The sequence below is a fragment of the Streptomyces krungchingensis genome (genome assembly GCF_054729265.1).
This window is the reverse complement of sequence record NZ_JBPUKY010000001.1, coordinates 5,685,672-5,699,751: the sequence shown is the minus strand read 5'-3', so window position 1 is coordinate 5,699,751 and position 14,080 is coordinate 5,685,672. Positions and strand designations below refer to the sequence as shown.

The 14,080-nt window shown below is 71.9% G+C and carries 9 protein-coding genes; 7 read left to right on the top strand and 2 right to left on the bottom strand.

The genetic code is table 11. From position 1 onward, the window contains the following. Nucleotides 1-36 precede the first annotated feature (36 nt). Complete coding sequence (locus ACSYGO_RS25115; RefSeq protein ID WP_432172935.1) at nucleotides 37-1,176, bottom strand: MraY family glycosyltransferase; 1,140 nt, start codon at nucleotides 1,174-1,176, stop codon at nucleotides 37-39. A 328-nt stretch (nucleotides 1,177-1,504) separates the two neighbouring features. Between ACSYGO_RS25115 and ACSYGO_RS25110 the strand changes: the two genes are divergently transcribed. The 7 genes from ACSYGO_RS25110 to ACSYGO_RS25080 all read left to right on the top strand — a co-directional run bounded on the left by ACSYGO_RS25110 (nucleotide 1,505) and on the right by ACSYGO_RS25080 (nucleotide 13,158). Further along, the gene (locus ACSYGO_RS25110; protein WP_432172934.1) at nucleotides 1,505-3,796 is read left to right on the top strand and encodes a (Fe-S)-binding protein; all 2,292 of its coding nucleotides are present in this window, start codon (nucleotides 1,505-1,507) and stop codon (nucleotides 3,794-3,796) included. 535 nt (nucleotides 3,797-4,331) lie between these two features. After that, complete coding sequence (locus tag ACSYGO_RS25105; protein WP_432190215.1) at nucleotides 4,332-5,609, top strand: FG-GAP repeat domain-containing protein; 1,278 nt, start codon at nucleotides 4,332-4,334, stop codon at nucleotides 5,607-5,609. A 485-nt stretch (nucleotides 5,610-6,094) separates the two neighbouring features. Then, nucleotides 6,095-7,588 carry an FG-GAP and VCBS repeat-containing protein gene (locus ACSYGO_RS25100; protein ID WP_426676934.1) on the top strand — a complete coding sequence of 498 codons (1,494 nt, stop codon included), beginning with the start codon at nucleotides 6,095-6,097 and terminating at the stop codon, nucleotides 7,586-7,588. A gap of 107 nt (nucleotides 7,589-7,695) precedes the next feature. Beyond that, nucleotides 7,696-9,051, top strand: coding sequence for an FG-GAP and VCBS repeat-containing protein (locus tag ACSYGO_RS25095; RefSeq protein ID WP_460387710.1), 1,356 nt, complete (start codon nucleotides 7,696-7,698; stop codon nucleotides 9,049-9,051). Between the two features lie 59 nt (nucleotides 9,052-9,110). After that, the gene (locus ACSYGO_RS25090; RefSeq protein ID WP_460387708.1) at nucleotides 9,111-10,547 is read left to right on the top strand and encodes an FG-GAP-like repeat-containing protein; all 1,437 of its coding nucleotides are present in this window, start codon (nucleotides 9,111-9,113) and stop codon (nucleotides 10,545-10,547) included. Nucleotides 10,548-10,650: 103 nt separating this feature from the next. Further along, nucleotides 10,651-12,090: an FG-GAP-like repeat-containing protein gene (locus tag ACSYGO_RS25085; protein ID WP_432190181.1), complete on the top strand. Its 1,440-nt coding sequence runs from the start codon at nucleotides 10,651-10,653 to the stop codon at nucleotides 12,088-12,090. Nucleotides 12,091-12,147: 57 nt separating this feature from the next. Beyond that, entirely contained in the window at nucleotides 12,148-13,158 is a 1,011-nt protein-coding gene (locus ACSYGO_RS25080; RefSeq protein WP_426676938.1) for a Yip1 family protein, read from the top strand. A 92-nt stretch (nucleotides 13,159-13,250) separates the two neighbouring features. Here the strand turns inward: ACSYGO_RS25080 and ACSYGO_RS25075 are convergent, their stop codons facing one another. Beyond that, nucleotides 13,251-14,036 carry a single stranded DNA-binding domain-containing protein gene (locus tag ACSYGO_RS25075; protein WP_432172929.1) on the bottom strand — a complete coding sequence of 262 codons (786 nt, stop codon included), beginning with the start codon at nucleotides 14,034-14,036 and terminating at the stop codon, nucleotides 13,251-13,253. Nucleotides 14,037-14,080 lie beyond the last annotated feature (44 nt).

The following is a 14,080-nucleotide window of genomic DNA, read 5'->3' as shown; positions in this document are numbered from 1 at the left end:
TCTCCGTACGGTAGCGGGCCGACAGCATGGCCTCCGTCAGACACGGGCGTACGGATTCTCATCCCGTCCGGCGCTCGCGGGACCCCCGGGAGAGGGGACCGAGGGGCGCGAGGGCACGCGGTCCGGGCGGGCCGGCCGTGTCCGGCGGGTCTGCCGTGCCATCCGTGTCTCCCGTGCGCCGCGTGCCGTGCGCCTCTCCCGCGCGCCGCGCGGATCACGCACGGGCCGCAGGCCGAACCCGGCGACGACGGCCGCGGCGGCCCCGGCCACCCACCACGCGGCGTCCGCACCCGCCCAGCCCAGGTCGATCAGCAGGCCCACCAGCACGGCCGCGAAGGCCGCGGCGCCGAGGACGACCAGGCACCCCTGCGGGGTCAGCCCCAGCCGGCGCAGCCGGTGGCCGAGATGATCGGGGCCGGGGCGCAGCGGCGGACGTCCGGCCCGTCGCCGCGAGACGAGGACCAGGACGGCGTCGGCGGTCGCCAGCGCCGTGAGCGCGAACCCGGCGGCGATCCCGGGGCCCGCCTCCCGCTCGGCGTGCACCAGCACGGCGGCGGAGGCCAGCACGAACCCGGCGAACAGCGAGCCGCACCGCCCCGGCACGATCCGTGCCGGATGCCAGCCGTGCATCAGGAACCCGGTGAGGGCGGCGGCCAGCACGCTGAGCAGGGCCGCGAGCCCGTCCATGACCTCGGCGGCCGCGCACCCGGCGAGCGCGAAGGCGGTGACGACGCCGACGGTCCCCATCAGCCCGTCGACGTGGTCGAGCGAGCCGAAGGCGTGCGTGACGAACACGATCCAGGCGACGGCCAGCAGTCCGGCGGGCAGCCCGAGGACGTCGTAGGGCACGGTCAGCGCGGCGGCGGCGGTCACGGCGCAGACCCGCACGGCGAGCGGCACGGTCCACAGGTCGGCGGCCAGCCCGAGCCCGGCGAGTCCGAGCGCGGCGACCAGCAGCCGGCCGGCCTCCGGGCCGAGCGGGGCGACGTCCGTCCAGTCCCCGACCGCGGCGACCAGTGCGGTGCCGGCCATGACGGCCACCCCGCCGAACAGGGCGACCGGCCGGGCCCGCCGTCGGTCGACCACCCCGAGACGCAGGGCGATCGTCCGCAGCAGCGCGGCGAGCGCGGCGGTCAGGAGCAGGGCGGCGGTGGCGGCGGCGATCCCGTACAACACGACGAGAAATTTATGCCGTGTTGTCACAGTATCGTGTGATTAGCACGACGGGGCGTCACGTGTCCCCGCGAACGGCGGAACCGGCCGGGTGCCTCGCGACCGGAACAGGGAGGGGCGCCACCGCCTCGCACCTGCGGCACCGGGCCCCGGAGCGGGGAAGGGTGACACCGCCTGTTCAGGCAACCCTCAGCGACGCAGATCACCGCACTCCTGGCTACAGTGCGGCGCTAGAAGTGGGTAGTCTCAGACGGACTGCATAAGTTACCGCTTAGTAATCACTTCGAGTGCACACTCGGAGCAACACCTCGCAGGCCCGAGGAGCCCCCAAATGCAACTCGCCGCGATCATCGTGTCGCTGGTCCTGACCGTGGTCGGCGTTGCGCTGCTCGCACGCGCCATCGGCCAGTTCGTCCGGTACTTCAAACTGGGTCAGCCGGTGCCCGCCGGCAGCCGAACCGACAACCCCTACCAGCGCAGCGTGACCCTGGTGCGCGAGTTCCTCGGTCACACGCGGATGAACCGCTGGGGCATCGTGGGCGTCGCCCACTGGTTCGTCGCCGTCGGCTTCCTGACCCTGCCGCCGACCCTGGCCCAGGCGTTCGGCCAGCTCTTCCAGGCCGACTGGGTGCTCCCGGTCATCGGCGACTGGCTGCCGTTCGAGATGTACACCGAGTTCATCGGCGCGATGACCGTGCTGGGCATCGCCGTCCTCATGGTGATCCGGCTGCTGAGCCTGCCCTCGCGGCCGGGCCGCAAGTCCCGCTTCGCGGGCTCCAAGGCGGGTCAGGCGTACTTCGTCGAGTACGTCATCCTCACCATCGGTCTGGCGATCTACACGCTGCGCGGTCTCGAGGGCGCCCTGCACCACGTCGAGGGTTACGAGGCCGGGTACTTCGCCTCGTACCCGCTGGTGGTGGCCTTCAAGGGGCTGGGCCTGAGCACGCTGCAGAACCTGGTCTACCTGGTCGCGATGATCAAGATCAGCGTGTCGTTCATCTGGATGATCGTGGTCTCGCTGAACACCAACATGGGTGTGGCCTGGCACCGTTTCCTGGCCTTCCCGAACATCTGGTTCAAGCGTGAGGCGACCGGCGGCACGGCACTGGGCGGCCTGCAGCCGATGACCTCGGGCGGCAAGCCGATCGACTTCACCGACCCGGGCGAGGACGACGTCTTCGGTGTCTCCCAGGTCGAGCAGTTCTCCTGGAAGGGCCTGCTGGACTTCTCCACCTGCACCGAGTGCGGCCGCTGCCAGTCGCAGTGCCCGGCCTGGAACACGGGCAAGCCGCTCTCCCCGAAGCTGCTGATCATGTCGCTGCGCGACCACGCGCACGCCAAGGCCCCCTACCTGCTGGCCGGCGGCGGCAAGACCATGGAGGGCGAGGAGAAGGCGTCCGAGGAGCAGCTCAAGGACGTGCCCGCCGCGGCCCTCGCCGAGGCCGAGCGCCCGCTGATCGGCACCGCGGAAGAGAACGGCGTCATCGACCCGGACGTGCTGTGGTCCTGCACCACCTGCGGCGCCTGCGTCGAGCAGTGCCCCGTCGACATCGAGCACATCGACCACATCGTCGACATGCGCCGCTACCAGGTGATGATCGAGTCCGCGTTCCCGTCCGAGGCGGGCACGATGCTCAAGAACCTGGAGAAGAAGGGCAACCCCTGGGGCCTGGCCAAGAAGCAGCGCCTGGAGTGGCTCAAGGAGCTCGACTTCGAGGTGCCGGTCGTCGGCAAGGACATCGAGGACCTCACCGAGGTCGAGTACCTGTACTGGGTCGGCTGCGCCGGCGCGCTGGAGGACCGGGCCAAGAAGACCACCAAGGCCTTCGCCGAACTGCTGAACATCGCGGGCGTCAAGTTCGCGATCATGGGCGGCGACGAGAAGTGCACCGGTGACTCCGCCCGCCGCCTGGGCAACGAGCCCCTGTTCCAGGAGCTCGGCATGGAGAACGTCATGGCGCTGAACGCGGCGTTCGGCGAGGAGACGGACGACGAGGGCAACGTCACGCCCGAGTCGAAGAAGCCGAGGTCGGCGAAGAAGATCGTCGCCACCTGCCCGCACTGCCTCAACACGATCGGCAACGAGTACCCGCAGATCGGCGGCGACTACGAGGTCATCCACCACACGCAGCTGCTCCAGCACCTCGTCGACGAGGGCAAGCTCGTCCCCGTCACCCCGGTCGAGGGCATCATCACGTACCACGACCCCTGCTACCTGGGCCGCCACAACAAGATCTACACGCCCCCGCGCGAGATCATCGGCAAGGTCCCGGGCCTCAGGAACGAGGAGATGCACCGCCACAAGGAGCGCGGCTTCTGCTGCGGCGCCGGCGGCGCCCGCATGTGGATGGAAGAGCGCATCGGCAAGCGCATCAACAACGAGCGCGTCGACGAGGCCCTCTCCCTCAACCCGGACATCGTCTCCACCGCCTGCCCGTTCTGCCTCGTCATGCTGACCGACTCGGTCAACGGCAAGAAGAACGACGGCAAGGCCAAGGAGTCCATCCAGGTCGTCGACGTCGCCCAGCTGCTCCTCGAGTCCGTCAGGACGCCGGTGGACGACGAGCCCCCGGCGGGCGAGGCCGAGTCGGAGAGCGAGCCGGAGCCCGAGCCCGTCAAGTGAGCCGTGACCGGCCCGGTGCGACGGCACCGGGCCGGTGAAGCGGTACAGCCGACGACGAAGCACCCCATGTCCCCGGTCCGGCCGGAGGACATGGGGTGTTGTCGTCCCCGCGGGCCGGCACGGCCCGGCCGTCGGTGCCGGAGACGGCACGACGGACCCGGACACGGGACGGGGACGCCCGCCACCTCCCCGCGGCGGTCCGGGAGTTCGCGGACGGCGGGACCGCGGGAGCACGCTCCCGGTGACGCGCCGCGGCCGGGTCCGCACGGTCCGGCCCGTCCGCACGGTGCGGCCCGTCCGGGCACCGCCGACCCATGACATCCGGCCGTTGTCGGCCCGGGGTGACCGATCCCGCACGCCCCCGCTCTTACCGCCCCGCCGCAACAAGGCCATCATGTGCAGGTTGTTGTCGACGGTTCGGTCGGGGTGAATGGTGCGCGGGCGAAGAGGCGGGCGCGGAAGCGGGAGCAGGAGCAGCGGCCGGAACGCGGTCCGCGGCGGGCGCCGTGGCGGCAGCGGCATAGGTACGGCCGCGGTGGCGGCCGGCACCGGCTGCGCCCTCCTCCTGTCGGGCTGCGCGGGGCTCGGTTCGGACGACCACGCCACGTCGGACCGGCACGAGCCGGCGACCGTGGCCAAGGCCCCGGCCCAGCTCCCCGTTCCGCGCGGCAAGGGCAGCAAGGTCGCGGACGACTTCAACGGGGACGGCCACCGCGACCTGGTCCTCAACGACCTCGTCAAGGACCAGAGCCACAGCGACGACGCGGGCATCGGCATCGTCTACGGGACGGCCCATGGACTCGCCCCGGGCGCACGGCAGCTGCTGAACCCGGCGAAGCGGGCGGCGCCCACCAAGGGCCAGTCGCCCGCCGTGTTCGACGCGGAGGCGAGCTGCGACCTGAACAAGGACGGGTTCACCGACCTCGTCGTGTCGACGGACCCGCCCTACGACGGGCAGGGTCAGCCCCCGGTCCCGCTCCAGATCCTCTTCGGCTCCCCCGCCGGCCTCACCGGCAAGGCGGTCAAGCTGGACATCCCCGCGCAGGCACGTTTCGGCAACGACTGGCCGGACCAGCCGGTGTGCGGCGACTTCGACGGCGACGGCGCCCAGGACCTCGTCACCCACGCCTCCGACGGCCGGCTGAGCTATCTGCGCGGCCCGTTCAGCCGCAAGGGCGCGCCGCGCGCGGCGGGCAAGCCACTCACCTCCCCCGGCAACGTGCCGACCGGGCCGGCCGCCGACGTGAACCGCGACGGCTACGACGACCTCCTCGTCCGCGCGGCCGACGGTGCCGCCAAGTCCGCGGTGGTGCTCGGCGGTCCGGCCGGACCCACCCGCACGGGCGTCGTCCTGCCCGGGGGCATCGACGTCGCCTTCGGCCGCTTCGGCAAGGGCAAGGCCCTCGACGCGGCGGTCGGTTCGATGGGAGGAACGTCACTGCGCTACGACCTCCCGACCGCCGGCCGCGGCAGCCTGGCCACTCCGGGTTCCGTGCTCGACTCCGGCGACTTCGACGGGGACGGACTGAGCGAACTCGTCTCCAGCGGTACGGAACTGCGGGTCCTGCGGGGCCGTACGGCCGGTCTCTCCGCGACCGGCATGGTCACGGTTCGGCCGCCCGCCCGGGGCACCACCCGGGTGCTGGCCGTGGGCGACTTCACCGGGGACGGGCGGGACGACCTGGCGGTACGGACGTACCCGGGCGAGACGCGGGACACCGTCGCCGTGTTCGCGGGCACCGAGAAGGGCCTGCTGGCGGCGAAGCCGTCGGTCACCTTCTCCAGCTCGGAGTTCCTCGGCATGGACTCCTGAGCGGACCCCGCAGCCGCGGGAACGCCCGCCGTGCTCCGGTGACGGACCTCGGCGCCAGGGACGGCGACTCCTGGCCGGCGCCGAACCGGCGCCGGACCGGCCGGGGTTCGGCGCCCTGAGCCCCGCCCGGACACCGGGCCTCCGGCCTCCTCGGCACCCGGTCCGCGACCCGGTCCGGCACCCGGGACCGGGGACTCGCCCGGCCCCGTCAGACCCCGCGCCGGGCCCACCTTTCCGGCGCGCTCACGGCGTCCCGAGGAAGCGCTCCCACACTCCCGGACCACGGGAAATCCCTTTCGCCCCCATTCCCTCACCCGCCTCGAAAATTAACCGAACTCACGTACAACCCTTGTGCCCCTTGAAGGGTCTCCTGTTCGCCGACCGCCACGCGAACCCTCGGACAACTCCAGGAGAACGCGAGCGGTACGCCCCCATCGACTGTGGATGTCCGCCAGACATCCCCCGCATGCCGCAGGAGAACCCGCATGCACAAGCGCCACGCGCACCACCGACGACTCGCCCTCGCGACGGCCACCGCGGCCGCGCTGACGGGCGGTCTGCTCGGCTTCTCGGCCGCGACGGCAACCGCCGCGGACTCGACGAAGGTCGCCCGGGCCGACTTCAACGGCGACGGCATCGGCGACATCGCCACCTCCGCCGCCACCGCCTACGTCAGCGGCCACAAGGGCGCCGGACAGGTCATCGCCCTCTACGGCACCGCCACCGGCGTGTCGTCCGCCAAGCGCACCACCATCAGCCAGAACACCACCGGCGTGCCCGGCACGGCCGAGGCCGGCGACGCCTTCGGCTCGGAACTCGCCTACGCCGACTTCAACGGCGACGGCTACGACGACCTCGCCGTCGGCACCCCCAACGAGAAGGTCGGCACCGACACCAACGGCGGCGGCCTCGCCATCCTCTGGGGCTCCGCGAGCGGCCTCACCGGCAAGGGCGTCGACGTCCCCGACCCGGCCGCCTCCTCCCACGACTACTGGGGCAAGGACCTGGCCGCCGGCGACTTCGACGGCGACGGCAAGGCCGACCTGGCCGTCGGCAGTTCCTCCGCCACCATCTACGTCTACAAGGGCGGCTTCACCACCTCCGGCACCCCGGGCGGCCGCACCACCATCAAGCCGCCGATCGAGTCCGGCACCAACGACAACCCGTACGGCCCGCTCAGCCTCACCGCGGGCGACGTCAACGGCGACGGCCGCACCGACCTCATCGTCGACGGCTTCGAGACCACCACGTCCACCGGCTGGAACACCAACTACTGGGTGCCCGGCACGGCGTCCGGCCTGAGCGTCTCCTCCGCCCGGACCCTGAAGACCGGCATGATCACGGCCGTCGGCGACATCAACGGCGACGGCTACGGCGACATCGTCAGCGGCGCCTCCTGGAACGGCACCCTCGACGACGGCACCGCCATCCCGGACTCCGCCAAGGGCGGCAAGGTGAACATCACCTACGGCACCGCCTCCGGCCCCGGCTCGACCTCCGGCATCACCCAGGACACCAGCAACGTGCCCGGCACCTCCGAGACCGACGACGGCTTCGGCTGGGACCTCGACCTCGGCGACGTCAACGGCGACGGCTTCCAGGACCTCGTCGTCAGCACCCCGAACGAGGACATCGACGGCGTCTCCAACACCGGCATGGTCACCGTCCTGTACGGCTCGGCGAGCGGCGTCCGGGTGTCCTCCGGCGCCCAGGCCTTCTCGCAGAGCACGGCCGGCGTCCCCGGCAACGACGAGAAGGGCGACCTCTTCGGCGCCGACGTGAAGCTCGACGACGTGACCGGCGACGGCAAGGCGGACCTGGTCGTCGGCTCGTACGAGAACAGCGCCAACGGAGCGGTGACCTACCTGCCCTCCAACGGGACGACGATCACCACGAGCGGCTCCCGCACCGTCTCGCCGAGCACCTCGGGCGTCTCGACCACGGGCACGCCGCAGTTCGGCGCCCTGTTCGCCGACTGACCTGCCCCGGCGCCCAGTTCGTCCTCGGCAGTTCGCCTCTCCGTAGCCGTACCTCTCGACGCCGGGCCCGTGCGCGCACGGGCCCGGCTCCTTCCTGGAGCTCCGCCATGCGCAGACGCACCTCGGCCGCCCTCGCGGCCTCCCTCCTCGCGGCGGGCCTCGCCCCGCTCGCCCTGAGCACCCCCGCCGGCGCGGCCGTCGCCAAGCACTACGACGACTTCAACGGAGACGGCTACCGCGACCTGGCCTACGCCCACGCCTACACCGGGATCTCCGGCGCGGGCGGCTGGCAGGGCGGCGCCGTCGTCGTCACGTACGGCACCGCGCACGGGCTCGACACCTCGCACACCCAGGTGGTCCACCAGGACAGTCCCGGCGTGCCCGGCACCGGCGAGGAGGACGACATGTTCGGCGAGTCGCTCACGAGCGCCGACCTCGACAAGGACGGATACGCGGACCTCGTCGTCGGGAACTCCACGGAGCACGTCGGCAGCACGCAGTACCGCGGCACGGTCACGGTCGTCTGGGGCTCCCGCTCCGGACTGTCCGGCGGCACCAACCTCACCCCGAAGTCCGGCGCCGAAGGCCACTTCGGTTCCGACCTCGCAACCGGCGACTTCAACGGCGACGGCTCGCCCGACCTCGCGGTGATCGGCGGTCAGGAGGCCTGGCTGTACCGCGGCCCCTTCACCAAGTCCGGCAGCCACGGCACCGTCAGCAAGATCGACAAGACGGACGGGGGCTGGTACTCCCACGGCCTCGCGGCGGGCAAGGTCGACGGCGACGGGAAGACCGACCTGGTCGTCCTCGGCGCCCAGTTCTCCGGCAGCAGCGTCGCCAGCCGCGTCTGGTTCCTCAAGGGCTCCTCCGGCGGCCTGACCTCGGGCGCCTCCAAGACCCTCGACAGCGACGCCACCAGCGCCGCCGTCGGCGACTTCGACAAGGACGGCCACGGCGACATCGCCCTCGGGCAGCCGGACCGCAACAACGGCAAGGGCGCGGTCACCGTCTGGCGCGGCACCGCCTCCGGGCCGAGCGGCTCGACCACCTTCACCCAGGCCACCTCCGGCGTCTCCGGCACCCCCGAGGCCGGCGACGGCTTCGGGTACGCCGTCTCGGCCGCCGACGCGAACGGCGACGGCTACGCGGACCTCGCGGTCGGCGTCCCCTTCGAGGACGTCGACGGCATGGAGGACCAGGGCGGCGTCCACCTGTTCCGCGGCGGCTCCGGCGGCCTCGGCGGCGCCCGTTCCTCCTGGATCCCGCAGACGGTGGCGGGCGCGGCCCCCTCCGACAGCGCCTTCGGCCGCGCGCTGCGGCTGCGCGACCTGAACGCCGACGGCAAGGCCGACCTCACGGTCGGCACCGGGGACGACGCCCTCGTCCTGCGCGGCACCTCCACCGTCCCCACGGCGAGCGGCGTCCTCACCCTGCCCGACTTCGGCGGCAGCGTCCTCGACTGACCTCCGGCCTCCCGCGCCGGGCCCACGGCCCGGATCTCTTCTTCTCGAACAGGAAACCCATGCGCAAGCGCACCCTCCTGCTGGCCGCGACCCTCACCACCGGCCTGCTCACCGCACTGCCCGCCACCACGGCCGCCGCCGCGCCCTCCGGCCTGTCCGGCGACTTCAACGGCGACGGCTACCGCGACCTCGCGATCGCCGCGCCCATCGCCAAGATCTCCGGCAAGGCCGGCGCGGGCTACGTCGCCGTGGTCTACGGCACGGCGAGCGGCCTGGACACCTCCAAGCGGCAGATCATCAGCCAGGCCACGACGGGCATCCCCGGCACCCCGGAGTCCTCCGACTACTTCGGCGACCGGCTGACCACGGGCGACATGGACGGCGACGGCTACACGGACATCGTCGTCGGCGTGCACAGCGAGCGGATCGGCTCCACCGACGACTTCGGCGCGCTGACGGTGCTGTGGGGCGGCGCCGGCGGTGTGAAGTCCGGCACCGACATCTCCTCGCCGCTGCCGCAGTACCGCAGCGAACTGGGCTGGGCCCTGGCGGCGGGCGACTTCGACGGCGACGGCCACACCGACCTGGCCGCCGGCAACAACTCGTCGCCCTCCCTGAACATCTTCCGCGGCCCCATCTCCCGTACCGGCAAGGCCGCTTCGCTCATCGGCATCGACACCGTCGAGCAGACCACGATCTACCCGGACAAGCTCGTCGCGGGCGAGGTCAACGGCGACGGGAAGACCGATCTCCTCGTCATGGGCCTGGAGGAGACCAGCAGCGGCGGCAACCGCACCCGCAGCGTCCTCTACACCGGCTCGGCCACCGGCCCGAAGCCCGGCAAGAAGCTGGCGGGCGGCTACACGGCCACCATCGCCGACATCGACAAGGACGGCTACGGCGACATCGTCACCGGCAACTTCATGGAGAAGTCCACCTCCGAGCCGGACGGCGGCCTCGGCGGCGCGATCACGGTGACCTACGGCGCGTCGGGCGGCCTCGGCGCGCGTACGCCGGTGCGGATCACCCAGGACACGGCGAACGTCCCCGGCACCGGCGAGAAGGGCGACGGCTTCGGCTGGAGCCTGTCGTCGGGCGACACCAACGGCGACGGCTACGCCGACGTCGTGATCGGCTCGGACAGCGAGTCCCTCGGCTCCAAGCGGCACGCCGGCCAGGTCACCGTCCTGCGCGGCTCCGCCTCCGGCCTGACCGGCACCGGTTCCAAGTCGTACTCCCAGGACACCGCGAACGTCCCCGGCACCGCCGAGGCCGACGACTACTTCGGCGACGAGGTCTTCCTCACCGACACGAACCGCGACGGCCGCGCGGAACTGGCGGTCGGCGCCCGCGGCGAGAACGGCGGCGCCGGCGCGGTCTGGCTCTTCAAGTCCACCTCCTCCGGCACCACCGCCACCGGTTCCAAGTCCTTCGGCAGCACGACCCTGGGCGGTCCCTCGGGCCTCGCCTACTTCGGGAACGTGTTCGCGGGCTGACCCGGCCCGGGCCATGCGGGCCAACGGGCCCGCACTGCCCGCACTGCCCACCCGACCGACGTGGTCCCCACGATCCGCACGGTTCACCTGGAGAACTGACCTGATGCGCATACGCACTTCGGCAGCGCTCGCCGCCCTCCTCGCGGCGGGCCTCACACCCCTGACCCTGACCACCCCGGCCTCCGCCGCCCCCGCCAAGTACGCGGACGACTTCAACGGCGACGGATACCGCGACCTGGTGACCGGCGCGCCGTACGCCACCGTGGGCGGCGCCGCCTACGCGGGCGCCGTCGTCGTCAACTACGGCTCCGCGTCCGGGATCAGCGCCTCCCGGCGCACGGTCGTCACACAGAACACCAGCGGCATCCCGGGCACCGCGGAGAAGAACGACGAGTTCGGCACCTCCCTCGCCTCCGGCGACCTCAACAACGACGGATACGCCGACCTCGTGGTCGGCGCGGCACGGGAGGACGTGGGCAGCGACGTCGACGGCGGGACGGCCGTCATCGTCTGGGGCGGCAAGAACGGCCTCTCCGGCGGCCTCACCGTCTCCGACCCGGCCCCCTCGTCCCACGACCGGTACGGACGGACCCTGGCCGTCGGCGACTTCAGCGGCGACGGCCGGGCCGATCTCGCCGTCGCCGGCGACGGCAAGGACGTCGCGATCCACAAGGGCGGCTTCACCAAGGCATCCGGGCCCGCGTCCCGCTACCAGGTCGTCACCGGCCTGCAGAGCGGCCCGATCGGCGGCCCGCACTCCATGGCCGCCGGCGACCTGAACGGCGACGGTACGGACGACCTCGTGCTGAGCGGCTCCTACTACCCGGACCCGGAGACGATCTTCGAGGGGACCCTGGTCTACCGCGGCTCGTCCGCCGGGCTCACCTTCGAGCGCGCGATCGACAACGACAACTGGGACTCGACGGCCGTCGGCGACCTCAACGGCGACGGCTACGACGACCTCGTCGCGAGCGCGGAGCCGGACGACGTACGGCCGGGCGACGGCGGGTCCATCAGCACCTACCTGGGCGGCCCCGACGGCCTCGGATCCTCCCCGCGCCAGACCATCGACCAGGACACCCCCGGCGTACCGGGCGCCGCCGAGGACAGCGACTGGTTCGGCTCGGCCCTGTCCATCGACGACATCGACGGTGACGGCCGCGGCGATCTCGCCGTGTCGGCGCTCTACGAGGACATCGGCTCCGCGGTCCTCGCCGGCAGCGTCACCGTGTTCCGCGGCGCCGCGTCGGGCCTGTCCACCACCGGGGTCAAGAGCTTCACCCAGAACACCGAAGGCGTCCCCGGCACGGCGGAGAAGACCGACCAGTTCGGCAAGGCCGTCCGTCTGGCCGACCTCAACGGCGACCACCGGGCCGACCTCGCGATCGGCGCCGACGGCGAGAACGACGCCGACGGCGGCCTGTGGGTCCTGCGCGGTTCGTCCTCCGGCATCACCACGAAGAACGCGCTCAGCTTCGGACCGTCGTCCGTGGGCGTCCCGACGACGGGCTACCCGCGGTTCGGCTTCGCCCTGCTGCGCTAGGGCATGTCGGGCGACGGGCACCCCCCGTAAGGGGTGCCCGTCGATCCCCCTTAAGGGATGTCACAGGTCGGCCCCAATGCGGGGCCCGTTGCCCCGGGCCGCGCACGTCGATCCCCGGGAGCAGGTACGTTCGAAGACGTGGCTGGATTCAGGATCGGACGCGGCGCCCGGGACAACCGTTCCCCGCAGGCGCGCCCGCAACAACACCAAGCACCGTACGGACAGCAGAGCCCCCAGGGCCGGCAGCAGCCGTACGGTTACCCGCCTGCGCCGCCGCAGCAGCAGTACGGGGGCCAGCAGCAGTACAGAGGCGGCCAGCAGTACCGAGGCGGCCAGCAGGGCGGCTGGCCGCAGGCCCACGGCGGCCACGGCGAGCCCGAGTACTTCGGTGACGGGCACCCCCAGCAGGGCCCGGACCCGTACGCGGCGAACAGCCCCGGTCACACCCAGGCCTTCTCGATCGGCGAGGACCCCTACAACCAGGGCGAGACCTACCGGGCCGGCCAGGCGGCGGCCCCGCCGATCGGGCCCCGGCTGCACTGGAAGGACCTGCTCAGGGGCATCGTGACGGCCCCGAACCAGACCTTCCTGCAGATGCGCGACTACACGATGTGGGCCCCGGCCCTCATCGTGACGTTCCTCTACGGTCTGATCGCCGTCTTCGGCTTCGACGGCGCACGCGAGGACGCGATCGAGGCGACCCTCTCGAACGCCGTCCCGATCGTCCTGACGACCGCCGTCGCCATCGTCATCAGCACCTTCATCCTGGGCGTGGTCACCCACACCCTGGCCCGCCAGCTCGGCGGCGACGGCGCATGGCAGCCCACGGTCGGCCTGTCGATGCTGATCATGTCGATCACGGACGCCCCGCGCCTGGTCGTCGCCATGTTCTTCGGCGGCGACGCCTCCTTCGTCCAGCTGCTCGGCTGGGCGACCTGGATCGGGGCGGGCGCCCTGCTGACCCTCATGGTCAGCCGCTCCCACGACCTGCCCTGGCCGAAGGCCCTGGCCGCGTCGGCGATCCAGCTCATCGCGATCCTGTCGATCGTCAAGCTGGGCACGTTCTAGCGGGCCGGCACCCCACGCACACACGGGAGAGGGGCTCCCCGGGATCATCCGGGGAGCCCCTCACTCATGTGCCCGCGCGGCCGACCTGTCGGCTACTGGACGTCCACGAAGTCGCCGGTCGCGTTGACCGCCGGGGTCGTGGCCGTGCCCGCGAAGCTGTAGCGGAAGTAGCCGTCGGTGGAGGCGGTGACGGTCGTCTTCAGGTTGCCCGTCGAGTCGGTCTTGATCGTCTTCACCGTGGTGTAGGTGGTGCTGCCCTTCTTGCGGAACTGCAGCTTCACCGACTGGCCCGTGTAGCCGTGGTAGAGGTTGTCCTCCCAGTTGGCCCGGGACAGCTTGCCGGTGACCGTGATGGTCCGGCCCTTCTTCACCGGCTCCGGCGACGCGTTGACCGTCAGCTTCGAGTAGCGCTGCACCTTGAACGTGGTGGCCGCGTCCCGGTGGATGTAGTCGTAGTCGTTGGCGGAGACCAGCGTGGCCAGGTTCCAGGTGGCCGCCGCGCCGTTGTCGACGAACCCGGTCGACGCCTGCGGGTCGAACGTCAGCGTGCCCGTGCAGGTCGACGTGGTGGCGCTCGCCTTGACGCAGGTGATGTCGCCGTCGTCGTACCAGATCTGCGCGAAGTTCGGCTTCGGACCGGAGGCGCTGATGTACGTGGTCCTGGCGATGCCCGAATCGTCCGACGCGGTCACGGAGACCTTGGCGGACACCACGTTGGTGGTACCGACCACGACCGGTTTGCCGCCGTTGACGACGACCTTGTCGATCGTGATGTCGCCCGCGCCGCCGTCCTCGGCCTGGGCGGCGGTGGCGCTGGTCGCGGTGGCGACCAGCGCGACGCTGGTGCCGAGCAAGGCGAGGCGCGTGGTTGTGCGCATGGATGTCCCCCCACGGAGTCTTGATCGTCCGGAGGGAGCCTACG